Consider the following 18,436-nt stretch of genomic DNA (forward strand, 5'->3'; position numbering starts at 1 on the left):
CGAGGATTGCGCAAAATTTGTGACTGGGAGCCGGCATTTGGTCAGTGTGGGAGCTGATCGTGCCCACGCTCCGCGTGGGCACGCATCCAGTGATGCTCTGCGTCACGGCTTTAAAGCGGGACGCGGAGCGTCTGGGGCGACATTCCCACGCGGAGCGTGGAAACGATCAGCCAGCTCCCACATTGGAACGGGTCAGACGCGGAAGGCTTGCACGGCGGTAGTAAGCTGCCCGCCCAGCACCAGCAGGTGTTCGCCCTGGCTGCGACCCTGGCCAATACGCAGCAAATTATCCTCACCCAATTGATGAATCCGCTCACTGTTGTCGCGTATCTCGCTCACGGCGCCACTCTGTTGCGCGGTCACATCGGCAATGCGTACGGCGGTATCCGAGATGGTCTGGATCGCCCCGACGATCTCATCCAGCGCGCCATCCGCCGCCTGGGCTTGCTGGGCGGTGGCTTCGGCGTGTTCGACTTGGGCGCGCATGCCTTCTACCGACTGGTGCGCGGCGGTTTGCAGGCCGGCGATCAGGCCCTGGATTTCGGCGGTGGCGCCGGCGGTACGCTGTGCCAGGGAGCGCACCTCGTCGGCCACCACGGCGAAACCACGCCCTGCCTCACCGGCGCGGGCGGCTTCGATGGCGGCGTTGAGGGCCAGCAGGTTGGTCTGGTCGGCAATCGAGCGAATCACCGTGAGCACGCCGCCGATGGTGGCGGACTCTTGCGCGAGTTTTTCGATCATTTGCGCATTTTGCTGCACTTCACCCACCAAGGCATGCAACCCGGTGAGGCTCAGGCCGATCACGCGCTGCCCTTGCTCCACGGCTTGGCCCGCACTGCGGCTGGCTCCGGCTGCCTGGCTGGCATCCCCGGCAACTTGCTGGATGGTGGCTTCCAGCTCGCCCAGGGAATCACGGATTTGCGCGGTGTCGCCGGCCTGGCGTTCGGCGCTGTCGTGCAGGCCGCTGCTCAGTTCGGCCAGGGCGCGGCTGCTGCCCGCCACTTCTTCGGCATTGCCACGGATGGTGCCGACCAGGTCCACCAGGTAGGCGCGCAGGCGGTTAAGGGAGGCCTCGATATCGTGCAGCTCGCGGTTGGTCTTGCCTAAGTCAATCGGTTGGCTGAAGTCGCCTTCGGCCCAGGTCGACAAGGCCGGCGCCAGGTTGGTCAACACGCGCGCCAGGCGGCGTTGCAGGGTGTCGATCAGCAATGCGATCAGCAGGATCAGGCCAATCATCACACCCTGCATCACGCGTACTTCACCCTGAATCTTCGCGTGTTGCGCGCGCACCACGGGTTCGAGGCCGGCGATGGCGTGTTGCACGTTGGTGATTTTCAGATGGGTGCTGGCGGCGAGATCGGCGCGTTGCTGGATCTGTTCACGGGTGCGTTGCAGCTCGGCGGGGTAGCGGGTCAGCAGGCTGTTGAGTTCGCGCTTGAGGTCGACGCCAGTGTCCTGGGCTTCGGTTTTTTCGGTGTTTTCCAGGCCCATCAGCGCGGAAAAATCGTCGGTGTTGGATTCTGCGCTGGCCTTTATTCCCAATAAGGGCAGTTGCCCGAGCAGGTCGGCCTGGGTTCTCAGGTTGGTCACTTCGCGCTCGACATCCGCAGCCAACTCGGCGCGCCCGCTGCTGACCAGCTTGTCGCGGGCCAGAGACAGCTTGCCCAGGTGCTGTGAGGCGGCGAGCAATGGCGGCATATAGCGCGCAGCCTCCGCAGAATTGACGCCGCTGGCGTACTGGGTCAGTTGTTCCAGGTTCGCGCCCAGTTCTCGTTCGGCTTGCAGCAACAGGGCTTGCGGGTCGCCAGCCAATTTACCGGCGGCCAACAGGTCGGTCTTGCTGAAGGTCTCCAACTCCGCGAGGCTGGGCCGCAGGCTTTGCGCCAATTCGGGCGGCAGTTCGCCCAGTTGCAGCTGCAGGCTTTCCAGGCTCTGGGTGGCACTGCTCAGGCGCAGGGCATCGCCGCTGGCCAAGTAGTCCTCGATGTTACGAGCAGCCTGGTTTTGAAAGATCTGGGACAAGCCGAGGTAGCGCTCCATCAACAAGTACGGGCGCTCCAGCGCCCGTTGCGACCACCATAGTGTCGCCCCGAGGGCCAGGCACACAGCCACCAGCAGAAGGGTATTGAGATTGGTCAGCAGCTTCAGGCGCATGCGGGGTTTCAACCGACGGCAAGAGATAAGCGCCTGAATTTATTGCGTTTGTATTACAGCGTTATGACCGAATCGGTGGATTCTGGTGAAAAGATGGCACTTTGCTTTGATGTGCGAGCGGCTTGCACTCGATTGCGTCCGGCGTCCTTGGCGCGGTACAGCGCTTCGTCAGCCTGGGCGGCCATCATTAAGCTGTCGGAACCGTCGCACAGCTCCACCAGGCCGGCGCTGAAGGTGCACCACAAATCCTGCGGTTGGGCGGGGTAGTGGATTTCTGCAAAGCGCCGACGAATGTCGTCCAGCACCTTGCAGGCCGATTCCAGGTCGGTGTCGGGCATCACGATGGCGAACTCTTCACCGCCGTAGCGGCCGATGTAATCGGTCTTGCGCAAACGCTGCTTGAGAAACAGTGCCAGGCTCTTGATCACCCGGTCGCCCATAGGGTGGCCGTGGCTGTCATTGACGCGCTTGAAGTGGTCGATATCGAGCATGGCAAAGCTAAGAGGCTTGTTCTCGCGGCGGGCGCGGAAGCTGCAATCTTCGAGCAGTTGCAGGATATGTGTGTGGTTGTAAAGCCCGGTCAGGCTGTCGCGCACCATCCGTGCCTTCAGGTTGCGTGCACGCGACGCACGGTTGCGCACGGTGGTGATCAGGTGACGCGGCTTGATCGGTTTGGTGAGGAAATCGTCACCGCCCTCGCTCATCGCATCCAGCTGCTTATCCAGGTCGTCTTCAGCCGACAGGTAGATGATGGGCACGCTGACGTAGCGGTCGTTGTGGCGAATCACCTTGGCCAGTTCGGTGCCGGTACAGGCAGGCATGTACATGTCGAGGATGATCAGGTCGGGCTGGAAATCCGCCAGCTCGGCCATGGCCTGGATCGGTTCGATCAAGGTGCGGGTGACAATGCCGGCACTGTTGAGCAGGCGTTCGGTGTGCAGCGCCTGGGCCCGCGAATCGTCGATGATCAGCACTTTGTACGGTTCGTACTGGGCCGCGCAGGTCAGCACTTCGATCTTTTCCAGCAGGCTTGAGGCTTCCAAGGTGCCGGTCAGAAACTCTTCGCCACCGGCGCGCACGGCGGCCAGGCGCGTCGGGGTGTCGGTTTCGTGCAGGCTGAAAAACAACAGCGGCAGCTTGTGCTCCAGGCCTTCTTGGGCTTCTGCGGCGAGCTTCAGGCCCAGCCCCGTGCCGCAGAAGTCCACGTCCATCACGATCGCCGACGGCAATCGCTCGGTCATGGCCGCGCGAAAGGCGGCGACGCTGTCCAGAGCGTGGGCGCTCATGCCAAAGAATTCGAGCTGCTTGGCCAGGCGCTCGGCGCGGTCATGGTCGGCGAGCATCACGTAGATCGGCTTGCGCATCGGCGGCAGGAAGGTTTGCTCAAGCTGATCGCCCTGGCGCAGGCCGGTGCGGGACAGGCGTTGCATCAAACGGTTGAGCTCGGTGATCAGTTGGCTGCTCAGGCGGCCACGGTTCTCATCCACTGCTTGCAGGGATTCACTGATATGCCGTGCCAGTTGCGTGTGTTCGGGCTGTTCGAAGCGTTCGGCGAAGCGCTGCAGGCGCAGGTTGGCTTCGCTGAGTTCGGAAAAGTCGGCGTTCGACCACTCGCTGCGCTGCAGGCGCTGCCAGATCTCAAGAATTTGACGTGCCTGATGAATTACCCGCTGGGCAAAGTGCTGCTTGAGACGCTCGCGGCTGGGGTCTTCTGACTCGGTCATATCCTGACTACTGTGAGGGTGCATGCTGAGGTCGACTGATGGCGCTATGCTAGCACCTCTTTTCTGATAGATGAGTGTCATACGTCAATTAAGTCTGCATGCCTGAGATTCAGTTATTGACCGGCTGGTCGCCCAGCGTGAAAGGTGTGCATCCTTTATAGTCCAAGCGGCCCGGTGCGCCACTTTCGTGTAAAAGCCCCGCACCGACGGGCACGATGGGGTAGGGTTGTGGTCGGAGTGTCTGAACGCACCCGGACAATTGACGTGCATGAACTCAAGTGATTGAAAGGATATCGCCATGCTGGACTGGAAAAACCGTGAAGGCAGTGCCAAAGGCCCCGCCCCTGAGCCCAAGTCGGCCAACCGCAGCTATTTTCGCAACTTGCTGATGAGCCGGGCTTTGCTCAGCATCATCGGCCTGTACCTGCTGGTCACCGGTGGCCTGGGTTGGTACTGGAGCCAGGAGCCGGCGCTGTTTCCGGTGCAGCAAAATGCCCAGCTTGCCGCCGAGAAGGAAGGCAAGCAGATGGTGGTCGGCTATACCACCGTCGAAACCCTCAAGACCGTGGTCGGCACCTTGCTGAACAAACCGGGCGGTTATATTTCCAACGACCGTTTCCCGCCGGGCTTGTGGATGGACAACATGCCAAGCTGGGAATACGGCGTGCTGGTGCAGGTGCGTGACCTCACTCGTGCCCTGCGTAAAGACTTTGCTCGCTCCCAGTCGCAGTCGGCTGAAGACGCTGACTTGGCCAAGGCCGAGCCGCGCTTCAACTTCGATAACAAGAGCTGGGTGCTGCCTTCCAGTGAGTCGGAATACCAGGAAGGCATCAATTCCCTGAGCCGCTACGAAGCGCGCCTGTCTGACCCGAACCAGCGCGGCGCGCTGTTTTATGCGCGTGCCGACAACCTCAACAACTGGCTGGGCGATGTGGCCACCCGTTTGGGTTCGCTGTCCCAGCGCCTGTCGGCCAGTGTGGGCCGGGTCAAGCTGAACACTGCGCTGAAAACTGAGGCGCTGGCGCCGGGTGAAGTGCCCCAGGTCGATGAAGAAGTGGTGGAGACCCCATGGATGCAGATCGACAACGTGTTCTACGAAGCGCGCGGCCAGGCGTGGGCCCTGTCCCATCTGTTGCGTGCCATCGAAGTCGATTTTGCCGACGTACTGGCCAAGAAAAACGCCACCGTCAGCGTGCGCCAGATCATTCGTGAGCTGGAGGCCTCGCAGGAACCGGTATGGAGTCCTATGATTCTTAACGGCAGTGGCTTCGGTGTACTGGCGAACCATTCGCTGGTGATGGCCAACTACATTTCCCGGGCAAACGCTGCAGTGATCGACTTGCGTCAGCTCCTCAACCAGGGTTGATGATGGACGCTACTCAAAAGGAGGCCGCACACCGAGCGGCTTCCGATGCTGAACTGATCTGCTGGGTCGACGAGCAGGACCACCTGCTCGGCCACCTGGTCAGGTCTGACCTGCGCCAGCGCGGCTTGATCGGCCGTTGCACCTTTATCTTCCTGTTCAATTCCAGAGGCGAGCTGTGTGTGCACCGGCGCACGCTGAGCAAGGCGTTGTATCCAGGATATTGGGATACGGCGGCGGGTGGGATGGTGGCCAAAGGTGAGAGTTATGCCGTTTCGGCAGCCCGCGAGCTGGAAGAGGAGTTGGGCGTCAGCGGTGTGCCCTTGACCGAACATGACCATTTCTATTTTGAGGATGGCGACAGTCGGCTTTGGTGCAAATCCTACTCCGCCCTCTGGGACGGCCCCCTGCGCCTGCAGCCCGAGGAGGTCATGGAAGCGCGGTTTTTAAGCATCGAAATCATCCAGCAGGAGGCCGAACAAAAGCCCTACTGCCCGGACGCCCAGGAAGGGTTGCGGCGCTATCTGGCCTCGCGTCGCTAAAGTTGCAAAAAATGGCGCCATTTGGCTCTTAGCAAGTCGGCTTTTTGCCGTTACACTGCGCGCCTTTTCACCCGAACCACATTAGCGGTTCGGTAGCGCTGCCCCTGCCTGAGTGGGGCTTCGCGGTCGGTCACCGCCTTGTGTGGCGCCGATCAGTCTTCATCCTCCCAAGAGGATTGCCGGTGGCCAAAAAAGCCGCATCCTTCGCCGCCCTTGGTGGCCTGGTATTTTCCACCGACGCAGGTCGACACTGCCCGGACTGTCGTCAGCCCGTGGATTCGTGCACCTGCAAACAGACCCTGATCCCCGAAGGCGACGGTATTGCCCGCGTGCGTCGCGAGAGCAAAGGCCGTGGCGGCAAGACGGTGACCACCATCACCGGCGTGCCCCTGGCTGAAGAGGCCCTGAAGGAACTGGCCACCTCGCTGAAAAAGCGCTGTGGCACCGGTGGCGCGTTGAAAGACGGGGTCATCGAGATCCAGGGCGATCACGTCGAGTTGCTGTTGGCCGAGCTGATCAAGCTCGGGTACAAGGCCAAGAAGTCCGGCGGCTGAAAGCCTCTTCCCAACCTGTGGCTAAACTCTGTCCTGCCAGTGGGGTCTACTTCCCTTGCAGGCAAATCGTCATTTTCATTCTTTAGACTGCGCCAGCCTCGAACGAGAGGTGGCGCCTTCGCCTTCATTTATAGGGGACTTCGATGTCCGTACGACGCACACGCAAAGACGATGGCAGCCAATGGACAGTTGCGGACAGCCGCAGTGTTTACGGGATTCGCCATTGGGGGGCCGGGTATTTCGCGATCAATGAAGCCGGTCGCGTAGAAGTTCGTCCGAACGGCCCGAACAGCACGCCCGTCGACTTGTACGAGCAAGTCGACGAGTTGCGCAAAAGCGGCCTGTCGTTGCCGCTGCTGGTGCGCTTCCCCGATATCCTGCAAGACCGCGTGCGCCAATTGACTGGTGCCTTCGATGCCAACATCGAGCGCCTGGAATACCAGAGCAAGTACACCGCGCTGTACCCGATCAAGGTGAACCAGCAGGAAGCGGTGATCGAGAACATCATTGCCACCCAGAACGTCTCCATCGGCCTGGAAGCCGGCTCCAAGCCTGAGCTGCTGGCCGTGTTGGCCTTGGCGCCGAAGGGCGGCACCATCGTCTGCAACGGTTATAAAGATCGTGAGTTCATCCGCCTGGCGCTGATGGGCCAGAAGCTCGGCCACAACGTGTTCATCGTGATCGAGAAAGAGTCTGAGGTAGGGCTGGTGATCGAAGAGGCGGCGAGCCTCAAGGTCAAGCCGCAGGTGGGCCTGCGTGTGCGCCTGTCGTCCCTGGCATCGAGCAAGTGGGCAGACACCGGTGGCGAGAAATCCAAATTCGGTCTGTCGGCGGCGCAGTTGCTGTCGGTGGTCGAGCGCTTCCGCGCGGCCGGCCTGGACCAGGGCATCCGCTTGCTGCACTTTCACATGGGCTCGCAAATCGCCAACCTGGCTGACTACCAGCACGGGTTCAAGGAAGCCATTCGTTACTACGGCGAACTGCGCAACCTCGGCCTGCCGGTGGACCACATCGACGTCGGCGGTGGCCTGGGCGTGGACTACGACGGTACCCACTCGCGCAACGCCAGTTCGATCAACTACGACATGGACGACTACGCCGGCGTGGTGGTGGGCATGCTCAAGGAATTCTGCGACGCGCAGAGCCTGCCGCACCCGAACATCTTCTCCGAAAGCGGCCGCTCCCTGACCGCTCACCACGCCATGCTGGTGGTGCAGGTGACTGACGTCGAGAAGCACAACGACGAAATCCCGACCATCGAAAACAAGGAAAGCCTGCCCGAAACCGTGCAATGGCTGGTGGACCTGCTCGGCCCGACCGACATCGAGATGGTCACCGAAACCTACTGGCGCGCCACCCACTACATGAGCGACGTGGCGGCCCAGTACGCCGACGGCAAGCTGACCCTGGCGGAAAAAGCCCTGGCCGAACAGTGCTACTTCGCGGTGTGCCGTCGCCTGCACAACTCGTTGAAAGCCCGCCAGCGTTCGCACCGCCAGGTGCTGGACGAACTCAACGACAAGCTGGCCGACAAGTACATCTGCAACTTCTCGGTGTTCCAGAGCTTGCCGGATACCTGGGCCATCGGCCAGGTGCTGCCTATCCTGCCGCTGCACCGCCTCGACGAAGAGCCGCTGCGCCGCGCCGTGCTGCAAGACCTGACCTGCGACTCCGACGGCAAGATCAAGCAATACGTCGACGAGCAGAGCATCGAAACCAGCCTGCCGGTGCACGGCTTGAACGAAGGCGAGGACTACCTGCTGGGGATCTTCCTGGTCGGCGCGTATCAGGAAATCCTGGGTGACATGCACAACCTGTTCGGTGATACCGACTCGGTGAACATCTACCAGCGTGAAGACGGTTCGGTGTACAGCGCCGGGATCGAGACCCACGACACCATCGAAGACATGCTGCGCTATGTGCACTTGTCGCCGGAGGAGTTGATGACGCATTACCGTGACAAGTGCGCCAGTGCGAAGATCTCGGCCTCGGAGCGCACCCAGTTCCTGGATGCGTTGCGCCTGGGCCTGACGCGTTCTTCGTACCTGTCCTCGTAATAAAAATGTGGGAGCGGGCTTGCCCGCGATGGCGGAGTGTCAGGCAACCGTTAGGGGGCTGACCCACCGCCATCGCAGGCAAGCCAGCTCCCACATTTGGGTCTGCGTTCCTTCAGTTCCCGCCCAGCCACAGTCCTTGCCGATTCAGGCGCCAGGCTATCGCCCAGAGCGTCAGGCTGCGCACCGCCATGAACAGCAGGAAGGTGAACCACAACCCGTGGTTGCCCAGCCCCTGCAACGCCCAGGCAATCGGCAGTACCAGCAGCACCGTCAGCAACATCCCATTGCGCATCTCCCGCGCGCGCGTTGCACCGATAAACAAGCCATCAAGTAGATAACTCCACACTGCAATCAACGGCAATACCGCGAGGTAGGGCAGATAGATGTCGGCGGTTTCGCGCACGCTGGGGATATCGGTTTGCATGGCGATGAACAGATGGCCGCCAAAGGTGAACAGCAGGGCGAAACCCACGCTGGCGATCAGTGACCAACCGCAGGCCACCACCAATGAGCGACGCAACGCCTGTCGGTCGCGGGCGCCGATGGCGTGGCCGCACAGGGCTTCGACCGCGTGGGCCAAGCCATCCAATGCATGAGCCGTCAGTAACAGGCCGTTAAGCAGCAGCGCATTGGCTGCCACGGTGGCATCTCCCAACCGTGCGCCTTGCACCGTGATCATGAAAAACACCGACTGCAGTGCCAGGCTGCGGATGAAGATGTCGCGGTTGACCGCCAGTAACGGGCGCCAGCTTTGCCACCGTTTCAAGGCGGCCCAAGCAATATGCCCGGGGTAGGCACGTAGGGCTTTTTGCGTAAGCGCCAGGCCGAGTAGGGCGCCGGTCCACTCGGCGATTACCGAGGCGCGGGCGGAGCCGACCACACCCCAGTCCAGTCCGAGGACGAACCATAGGTTAAGCGCGATGTTGACCAGGTTGGTGGTCAGCAAAATCGCCAATGGCGCTCGGGCGTTCTGGGTGCCGAGGAACCAGCCGACCAGTGCATAGCTGGCGAGGGCGGCGGGCAGGCCGAACAGGCGGGTGTGGAAAAACTCGCGGGTCAGTTGGTTCAGTTCGGGCGAGGGCTGCATCCATTCCAGGGCCAGGTGGCTCAATGGAATGCCCACGGTGCCCAGCAGCATCGCCAGGCCCAGCGCCAGCAACAAGCCTTGCAACAGAATCTGCCGCAACGCCGCCCCGTCGTTGCGCCCGGCGGCTTGGGCGGCGAAGCCGGTGGAGCCCATGCGCAGGAAGCCCATGGCCCAGGCGAGGAAGGTATACAGGCTGGCACCGACAGCCACGGCGCCCAGTTGGTGGGCGTGGGGCAGGTGGCCGATGACCATGCTGTCCACCAGGGCCACCAACGGCACCGAGATATTCGACAGGATCATCGGCGCGGCCAGGGCCCAGACGCGGCGATGGGTGGGGCGGTGGCGCCAGTCGGTCAATAAGGTGGACATGCAGTCTCCTTCGGGGGAGCGGCATTGTACCCGGCCAATGTGGGAGCTGGCTTGCCTGCGAAGGCGGACTCCCAGCCGACGCCTATTTACTTGACACCCTTCGATCCTACTGTGGGAACGGGCTTGCTCGCGAAGGCGGCCTGGCAGGCGACACAGTTGGATTGGGTATATATCCATTGCTGCGGTAACGGCTACTTAGGGTTCCGCCCTGACGGCGGCTCACTTTCGAAAAGCGCGAAAGTAAGCAAAGCGCTCTTGCCCCACCACTCGGCACCTCGCTTGGGCTCGGTGTGCCCGTAATCCGCCAGTGATTTGGGGGGCCGCCGCCACGCGCCATCCATGGCGCGGGGCGGCTAAACCGGCATCCCTGCCGGTTTACCCCCCAAATCCCTGTCGAATTCCGGCCAGCGTGGTTTGACGGGGCGCTTAAGATCAAGATCAAAAGCAGATCAAGAGCAGATCAAGAGCGGCTCGCTTCGCATCGTGGTTACCGTCGGGTGCTACAGGCTGCAAAGTTGTGTGGATAGACAAGCCAGTTGCTCCCACATGTTGATCTTGATCGCCAATGGTTGTGGGATTTGGCTCGGCTTCATGCCTACCTAGAACCAACCGCCCCTCCGTCGGTCAATGTGACCGGCACCGCAGCGGCTTGGTCGGCGCTGATATATAGTTCACCCCTCGGTTCCCTCTGACTATGAGTGCCCCATGCTTAACAAAGGACTGTTCCTGGCCTGCGCGCTGGCCCTGCTGAGCGCTTGCGATTCTTCCGATAAACCCGCTGCACCGCCTGCGCCCCCTGTGGCGGCAGCGCCGAAGCCGGTGAAAGCTGCGGTGGACGTGGCAGCGTTGAAGCAACGCTATGCCGGGCGCGAGCTGAGCGTGGTGGACGTGTCCGAGGTGCAGTTGGACGGGGCCAGCACCTTGTCGGTGAGCTTTTCCATCCCCTTGGACCCCGATCAGAAATTCGCCGACAAGCTGCACTTGGTAGACAGCAAGTCCGGCAAGGTCGATGGCGCCTGGGAACTGTCCGATAACCTGATGGAATTGCGCCTGCGCCACCTTGAGCCGCAGCGCAAACTGGTGCTGACCGTGGACGCCGGGGTGAAGGCGGTCAACGGCAACACCCTCGCCGCCGAATACAGCGCCCGCCTGGAAACCCGCGACCTGCAAGCCACCGTCGGCTTCGCCAGCCGTGGCACCCTGTTGCCGACGCGCCTGGCCGAGGGCCTGCCGGTGATCGCGTTGAATGTCGACAAGGTCGACGTGGAATTCTTTCGGATCAAACCCGAATCCCTGCCGTCGTTCCTGGCGCAGTGGGGGCGTAATACCAGCCTGCAAAGCTATGAGTCCCGTGAACTGCTGCCAATGGCCGAACTGGTGTACGGCGGGCGTTTCGACCTGAACCCGGCGCGCAATACCCGCGAAACCCTGTTGCTACCGATTGCCGGCCTCAAGCAGTTGCAGCAGCCGGGCGTGTATCTGGCGGTGATGCGCGCTTCGGGCACCTACAACTATTCGCAACCGGCCACCCTGTTCACCTTGAGTGATATCGGCCTATCCGTGCACCGCTATGCCAATCGCCTGGATGTGTTTACCCAGGCCCTGGAAGGCGGCAAGGCACTGAACGGCGTCGAACTGGAAATCCTCGATGCCGAAGGCCGCGTGCTCGGCCAGGGCAAGACCGAAGACGGTGGCCACGCCGAGTTGCCGCTGCCGAAAAAAGCCCAGGTGTTACTGGCCAAGCAGGGCGAGCAAACCAGCCTGCTGCGCCTGGACAGCGCCGCGCTGGACCTGGCCGAGTTCGATATCGGCGGGCAACCGTCCCACCCATTGCAATTTTTTGTGTTCGGCCCACGTGACCTGTATCGCCCCGGCGAAACTGTGTTGCTCAACGCACTGTTGCGTGACAAGGATGGCAAGGCGGTGAAGCCTCAGCCAGTGAGCGTCGAAGTGCGGCGCCCGGATGAACAGGTAAGTCGCAAGTTCGTGTGGGAGGCCGACGCGTCGGGCCTGTATCAATACCCGTTGCAACTGGCTGGCGAAGCGCCGACCGGGCGTTGGCAGTTGGTGTTCGACCTCGGTGACGGCAAACCGCAACTCTATGAATTCCTCGTCGAAGACTTCCTGCCCGAGCGCCTGGCGCTGGAACTCAAGGGCAGTGACACGGCGTTGAGCCCGGCGGATAACCCGGTCATCCAGGTCAACGGCCGTTACCTCTACGGCGCGCCCGCATCCGGTAACCGCGTCAGTGGCCAGGTGTATGTGCGCCCGCTGCGTGAGGCGGTCAAATCCCTGCCGGGCTACCAGTTCGGTTCCGTCACCGAAGAAGAGTTGAGCCAGGATTTCGAACTGGACGAAAGCGTACTCGACGCCAATGGCGAGCAAGCGCTGACCCTGGAAAGCAAGTGGGCCGAGGCCAAGTCGCCGCTGCAATTGATCGTGCAAGCCAGCCTGCAGGAGTCCGGCGGGCGGCCGATCACCCGGCGCCTGGTGCAGCCTATCTGGCCGGCCGAGCAATTGCCGGGCCTGCGCGGGTTGTTTGACGGCAAGGAAACCAACGGCGATGGCCCGGTGGAATTCGAAGTGCTGGTGGCCAACCAGGACGGTCAGAAACTGGCCGCACAAGACCTCAAGGTGCGCCTGGTGCGTGAGCGCCGCGACTACTACTGGAACTACTCGGAGAATGACGGCTGGAGCTACCACTTCAACGAGAAATTCCTCAACCTCGATGAGCAGAGCCTGAACATCAAGGCGGGCGACACCGCCAAGGTCAGCTTCCAGGTGGAGTGGGGCCCTTACCGCGTGGAGGTCGAAGACCCGCAGACCGGGCTGGTCAGCAGCCTGCGCTTCTGGGCCGGCTACCAGGCCCAGGACAACACCGAAGGCGGCGCCGTGCGCCCCGACCAGGTCAAGCTAGCCTTGGACAAACCCGCCTATGGCGATGGCGACACCGCCAACGTCACCGTCACGCCACCGGCTGCCGGTAAAGGCTACCTGTTGGTGGAGTCTGCCGAAGGGCCGCTGTGGTGGCAGGAAATCGACGTGCCGGCCGAAGGCAAAAGCTTTGCGGTGAAGCTCGACCCGAAATGGTCGCGCCATGATCTGTATGTGAGCGCCCTGGTCATTCGCCCCGGCGAGCGCAAAGCCAACATCACGCCTAAACGCGCCGTGGGCTTGCTGCACCTGCCACTGGATCGCACCCAGCGCAAACTCGGCCTGACCCTCACCGCGCCAGAAAAAATGCGCCCCAAACAACCACTGACGGTGAAGATCGCCGCCAAAAACGCCGATGGCAGTGTGCCTCAACAGGTGCACGTACTGCTGGCGGCGGTGGACGTGGGCATCCTCAATATCACCGAATACCCAACGCCCGATCCCTACGCCAGCCTGTTCGGCCGCAAAGCCTATGGGGTCGACCAGTTCGACATCTATGGGCAACTGATCGAAGCCGGCCAGGGCCGTCTGGCCAGCCTGGCATTTGGTGGCGACGCGGCGTTGGCCAAAGGCGGCAAGCGTCCGGACACCAGCGTAACCATCGTCGCCCTGCAAAGCGCCCCGGTGACCTTGAACGAGAAAGGCGAGGGCGAAGTCAGCGTCAATATCCCCGACTTCAACGGCGAACTGCGCCTGATGGCCCAAGCCTGGAGCGAGGATCGCTACGGTATGGCCGAAGGCAAGACCGTGATTGCTGCCCCGCTGATTGCCGAATTGTCGGCACCGCGCTTTCTGGCGGGAGGCGACCAGACCACCTTGGCCCTGGACCTCTCCAACCTGTCGGGCAAGGCCCAGAAGCTCGATGTGCAATTGACCGCGCAAGGTCAGTTGCAGTTGGTCAACAGCGGCGCGCAGTCGGTTGAACTCAAGCAAGGCCAGCGCACCACGTTGCGTATTCCGGTACAAGCCTGGGGCGGGCTCGGCCAGGGCAAGGTCACGGTCACCGTCAACGGCCTGGACTTGCCGGGTGAAAACCTGCCGCCGTTCAGCCGCGAATGGACCTTGGGCGTACGCCCGGCGTACCCGGCCTTGCTCAAGCATTACCGTGCCGTGCTCAAGGATCAGCCGTGGAGCTTGCCGTCGGGTGCACTGGATCAATTCGATGCATCGGGACGTGAGGCGTTGTTGAGCCTGTCGAGCCGGCCGCCGTTGAACCTGGGCGCGCAGATCAGTGCACTCAAGGCGTACCCCTACGGTTGCCTGGAGCAAACCGCCAGTGGCTTGTACCCATCGCTGTACGCCGACGACGCGCTGCTCAAGCGCCTGAGCATCAAGGGCGAGCCGGATGCCGAGCGCAAGCGCAAGATCGAGTTGGGCATCGAGCGCCTGTTGGGCATGCAGCGCTACAACGGCAGCTTCGGTTTGTGGGGCGCCGATGGCGAGGAAGAATATTGGCTGACTGCCTATGTCACTGACTTCCTGCTGCGCGCCCGCGACCAGGGTTTTGCCGTCCCGCCTGAAGCCTTGAAGAAGGCCAGCGAGCGCCTGTTGCGGTATGTGCAGGAACGTAACCTGATCGAGGTGGATTACAGCGACAACGCTGAACACACCCGGTTTGCCGTGCAGGCGTATGCCGGCATGGTGTTGGCGCGCAGTCAGCAGGCGCCGTTGGGTGCGTTGCGCAGTCTTTTCGAACGGCGCAGCGATGCACGCTCCGGCTTGCCGCTGGTGCAGTTGGCCATTGCCCTGCAGAAAATGGGTGACCAGCCACGCGCGGATCAGGCGTTGGTGGCCGGCTTGGCGGCGCAGCGCAATGCCAATGAGTGGCTGGCCGACTACGGCAGCCCGTTGCGCGACCAGGCGATGATCCTGGCGTTGCTGGAGGAGAACGACTTGGCCAAGGGCCAGCGCGAGGAGCGTTTGTTCACCCTGTCTGACCAATTGGCCGCCAGCCCGTACCTGTCGACCCAGGAGCGTAATTCGCTGTTCCTGGCCGGGCGCCTCGGGTTCGCCAAGCCGGAAACGAACTGGCAAGTGTCGCTCACCGGCAGCGGCGGTGTGCGTGAGTTGAACAACCAGCAATCGACGTTGCAATTGGACGGCGCACTGCTCTCCAGCGACCTGGCCTTGAGCAATCAGGGTGAAGCGCCGGTGTACCAACAATTGACGGTTTCGGGTTATCCACAAGTGCCGCCAGCGGCCGGTGGCAACAACCTGAGTATCCGCCGCGAATACCTGGGCATGAACGGCCAGCCGTTGAACCTGCGTAACCTCAACAGCGGTGATCTGGTACTGGTGCACTTGGCGGTCAGCGCCAAGCAACGCGTACCGGATGCTCTGGTGGTTGACCTGTTGCCTGCCGGCCTGGAACTGGAAAACCAGAACCTGGCCCAAAGCGCGGCGAGCCTTGAGAACGCCAGCAGCCAAGTGAAAGAGTGGCGTGAGTCGATGCAGAATGCCTCGCTCAAGCACCAGGAGTTCAGGGACGATCGCTATGTGGCAGCGATGAATCTGGATGGCTATGGCACCACGCACTTGCTGTACCTGGCGCGTGCGGTGACACCGGGAACTTACCGCGTGCCGCCGCCGCAGGTGGAGTCGATGTATCGGCCGAACTGGCAGGCAGTGGGTGAGACGCCAGTGGATATGGTGATCAAGGGCCGCTGAAAGCCACTGTAGGAGCGAGCTTGCTCGCGAAAAACGTCAACGATAACGCGGGTTTCCTGGATTAACGCGGCGTCTGTGAGTTTTTCGCGAGCAAGCTCGCTCCTACAGAGGAGAATCGAGTGGTTGTAATGTCAGTGTACGACCCAGCTCAGCAACCACAGCCCCAGCATCAGCCAGATGATCCCGACGATAATCGAGGCCCGCATAAAGGCGCGTACCGCCGAGTAAAGGAACAGCAGGCCGACGATCAGGGTGATGATGCTGATGATCGACGTGTCCATGCCCAAGGTGCGTGACAAACCGTCGATAAAGTTGCCGCCGGCGTGGGTCAAGGCCCCGAACAAACCGCTGAGGCCGTCGACGATAAAGCGGATGACGGAGCCGAGCGCCTGGCCCAACCATTCGAAAAAGCTTTCTACCTGCATGTGCGTGTCCTGATGAGAAGGTGGGCGTAACTGTGCCTTTGGTTGTCGATAACGCAGGCGAGTTCCCTGCAAGCATAGAGGTTTGCCCGTTTGAGTTTTAGTTTAATCACCTGCGGATGTACTCAGTCCAATGTGGGAGCGGGCTTGCTCGCGAAGGCGGCGTGCCGGTGACATCTCTGCCAACTGACCCACCGCGTTCGCGAGCAAGCCCGCTCCCACAGTTATTGCGCTGGGCGTTGGGTTGTGTGGCGTTGGTAATACTGCTGCTGTGGGGCGCCGATCGCATTTGGCCCTTACCCCTGCCCCAGGACGACCTGGCCCGGGTGGTGCTGGCCGAAGATGGCACACCCCTGTGGCGATTTGCCGATGCCAATGGCGTATGGCGCTATCCGGTACACACTAGCGAAGTTTCGCCTTATTACCTCGACGCGCTGCTCACCTATGAAGACCGTTGGTTCTACCAGCACCCCGGCGTAAACCCGTTGGCGCTGGTGCGTGCGACCTGGCAAAACCTGAGCGGCGCGCGCGTGGTCTCCGGCGGCAGCACCTTGTCGATGCAAGTGGCGCGCCTGCTCGACCCGCACTCACGCACCCTGCACGGCAAGTTGCGCCAGCTGTGGCGTACCGCGCAGTTGGAGTGGCACCTGTCCAAGGACGAAATCCTCAACCTGTACCTGAACCGCGCGCCTTTCGGCGGCACGCTGCAGGGCGTGGCGGCGGCGAGTTGGGCCTACCTGGGCAAGTCGCCGTCACAGCTGACCCACGCCGAAGCCGCGTTGCTCGCGGTGTTGCCGCAGGCGCCGAGCCGTTTGCGCCCGGACCGTCATCCGCAGCGCGCCCAGGAGGCCCGCGACAAAGTGCTGCGCCGCTTGGCCGAGTTTCAGGTATGGCCGCAATCGGCGGTTGATGAAGCGCTGGAAGAGCCCCTGTTGCTCGCCCCACGTCTGGAGCCAAGCCTGGCGCCCTTGCTGGCACGCCGCCTGAACCGCCCCGACAGCCCGCCGCTGATCCGCACCACCCTGGATGCCACTCTGCAACGTCGTCTCGAAGACCTGCTGCTGGGCTGGCGCGCGCGCCTGCCGGAGCACACCTCGGCGGCCATCCTGGTGGTGGAAGAAGAAAGCATGGCGGTACGTGCCTACCTGGGGTCGGTGGATATCAACGACACCAAGCGCTTTGGCCATGTGGACATGATCAGCGCGCTGCGCTCGCCCGGTTCCACCTTGAAACCTTTTCTCTACGGCATGGCGTTGGATGACGGCCTGATCCACTCCGAATCGCTGTTACAGGACGTGCCTCGACGTTATGGCGATTACCGCCCAGGCAACTTTTCCATGGGCTTTACCGGGGCGGTGCCGGCGAGCACGGCGTTGTCCAGCTCGTTGAACCTGCCGGCGGTGCAATTGCTGGAAGCCTACGGGCCCAAGCGCTTTGCCGCACAGATGCGCATCGGTGGCATGCCGTTGGCGTTGCCGGCGTTGGCCGAGCCGAACCTGGCGCTGATCCTCGGCGGCGCGGGCAGTCGCCTGGAAGATCTGGTGAGCGGCTACAGCGCCCTGGCCCGCGATGGCAAGAGCGCCACCCTGCGGTTACAGCCGGACGATACGCTCAGGGAGCGGCCGTTGCTGTCGCCCGGCGCCGCATGGATTGTGCGGCGCATCCTCAGCGGCCAGGCGCGGCCCGACCGCGACCCGCGTGCCGAGCTTGTCCAACGCCCGGTGCTGGCGTGGAAAACCGGTACCAGCTATGGCTTCCGTGATGCCTGGGCGATTGGCGTGGGCCCGCGTTATCTGATCGGCGTCTGGATCGGCCGGCCCGATGGCACGCCGGTACCGGGGCAGTTCGGCCTGGCGTCGGCAGCGCCGTTGATGTTGCAGGTGCATGACGTGCTGACCAACCGCGACAGCCAGCGCGGCATCAGTGCGCCGGTCAAACCGGTGCCGGCCAATATCGGCGTGGCGGCGATCTGTTGGCCGCTGGGCCAGCCCATGAACCGCAGCGACCCCAACTGCCGCCGCCAGCGTTTTGCCTGGACCCTGGACAACACCACGCCGCCGACCTTGCAGGCATTGGATCAACCCTTGAGCGTGGGCTTGATGGAAAGTATCTGGGTTAACGCCAAAGGCTTGCGGGTCGATGCCCGTTGCCCTGGCGCAACCCCCCAAAACATCGCCCTGTGGCCGGCGCCGTTGGAGCCCTGGTTGCCAAGAATTGAACGCCGTGAAGCACGTATCCCGGCGGCTGACCCGGACTGCCCGCCACCGGCGCTGGCCGCGTCATCGCCGTTGTCCATCGTGGGGGTACGCGAGGGCGATCAATTGCGTCTGCCCGCTGCCAGTCAACAAGCCTTGCGCCTGAAAATCTCCGCTCTGGGCGGCAGTGGTCGGCGTTGGTGGTTTCTCAACGGCGCGCCGTTGGGCGACAGCGCCAATCAGGACAGCATCAATGCCAGTTTTGAACGGCTGGGCCGCTATCAGCTCAGTGTATTGGATGAAGCCGGTCAAACCGCCAGGCTCGAATTCAGCGTTGTCGACTGATCGCTGATCGTTCCCACGCTCTG

General features: G+C 62.4%; 9 protein-coding genes and 1 pseudogene. 6 read left to right on the forward strand and 4 right to left on the reverse strand.

The annotated features are described in order from the left end of the window. Nucleotides 1–192 precede the first annotated feature (192 nt). Both TX24_RS32870 and TX24_RS02510 read right to left on the reverse strand, forming a co-directional pair. Nucleotides 193–708: pseudogene (locus TX24_RS32870) on the reverse strand (methyl-accepting chemotaxis protein); the annotation flags it as partial. A 1,499-nt stretch (nt 709–2,207) separates the two neighbouring features. Next, nucleotides 2,208–3,878: a response regulator gene (locus TX24_RS02510; RefSeq protein WP_057709638.1), complete on the reverse strand. Its 1,671-nt coding sequence runs from the start codon at nt 3,876–3,878 to the stop codon at nt 2,208–2,210. A gap of 298 nt (nt 3,879–4,176) precedes the next feature. Here TX24_RS02510 and TX24_RS02515 point away from each other — a divergent pair, with 298 nt between their 5' ends. From TX24_RS02515 to speA, 4 genes are all read left to right on the forward strand, one after another. Then, a complete protein-coding gene (locus tag TX24_RS02515) occupies nt 4,177–5,244 on the forward strand; it encodes a DUF2333 family protein (protein WP_003188197.1) in 1,068 nt (355 codons plus the stop codon). A gap of 2 nt (nt 5,245–5,246) precedes the next feature. After that, entirely contained in the window at nt 5,247–5,783 is a 537-nt protein-coding gene (locus TX24_RS02520; RefSeq protein WP_034134796.1) for an NUDIX hydrolase, read from the forward strand. A gap of 182 nt (nt 5,784–5,965) precedes the next feature. Beyond that, entirely contained in the window at nt 5,966–6,337 is a 372-nt protein-coding gene (locus tag TX24_RS02525) for a translation initiation factor Sui1 (protein ID WP_003188201.1), read from the forward strand. A gap of 143 nt (nt 6,338–6,480) precedes the next feature. Next, a complete protein-coding gene (gene speA / locus TX24_RS02530; RefSeq protein ID WP_003188203.1) occupies nt 6,481–8,394 on the forward strand; it encodes an arginine decarboxylase in 1,914 nt (637 codons plus the stop codon). A 112-nt stretch (nt 8,395–8,506) separates the two neighbouring features. On the opposite strand, the gene TX24_RS02535 is transcribed toward speA, so the two are convergent. Beyond that, nucleotides 8,507–9,850, reverse strand: a complete 1,344-nt coding sequence (locus tag TX24_RS02535; RefSeq protein WP_057709639.1) for an MATE family efflux transporter — start codon at nt 9,848–9,850, stop codon at nt 8,507–8,509. 705 nt (nt 9,851–10,555) lie between these two features. On the opposite strand from TX24_RS02535, the gene TX24_RS02540 reads away from it, so the two are divergent. Next, a complete protein-coding gene (locus TX24_RS02540) occupies nt 10,556–15,451 on the forward strand; it encodes an alpha-2-macroglobulin family protein (protein WP_057709640.1) in 4,896 nt (1,631 codons plus the stop codon). A gap of 131 nt (nt 15,452–15,582) precedes the next feature. Here the strand turns inward: TX24_RS02540 and TX24_RS02545 are convergent, their stop codons facing one another. Then, a complete protein-coding gene (locus TX24_RS02545) occupies nt 15,583–15,876 on the reverse strand; it encodes a hypothetical protein (protein ID WP_003188208.1) in 294 nt (97 codons plus the stop codon). Nucleotides 15,877–16,100: 224 nt separating this feature from the next. Here TX24_RS02545 and pbpC point away from each other — a divergent pair, with 224 nt between their 5' ends. Next, nucleotides 16,101–18,413, forward strand: coding sequence for a peptidoglycan glycosyltransferase PbpC (gene pbpC / locus TX24_RS02550; RefSeq protein WP_082628735.1), 2,313 nt, complete (start codon nt 16,101–16,103; stop codon nt 18,411–18,413). The last annotated feature ends 23 nt before the right edge of the window (nt 18,414–18,436 follow it).

This window comes from Pseudomonas lactis (genome assembly GCF_001439845.1).
GTDB classification, from domain to species: domain Bacteria; phylum Pseudomonadota; class Gammaproteobacteria; order Pseudomonadales; family Pseudomonadaceae; genus Aquipseudomonas; species Aquipseudomonas lactis.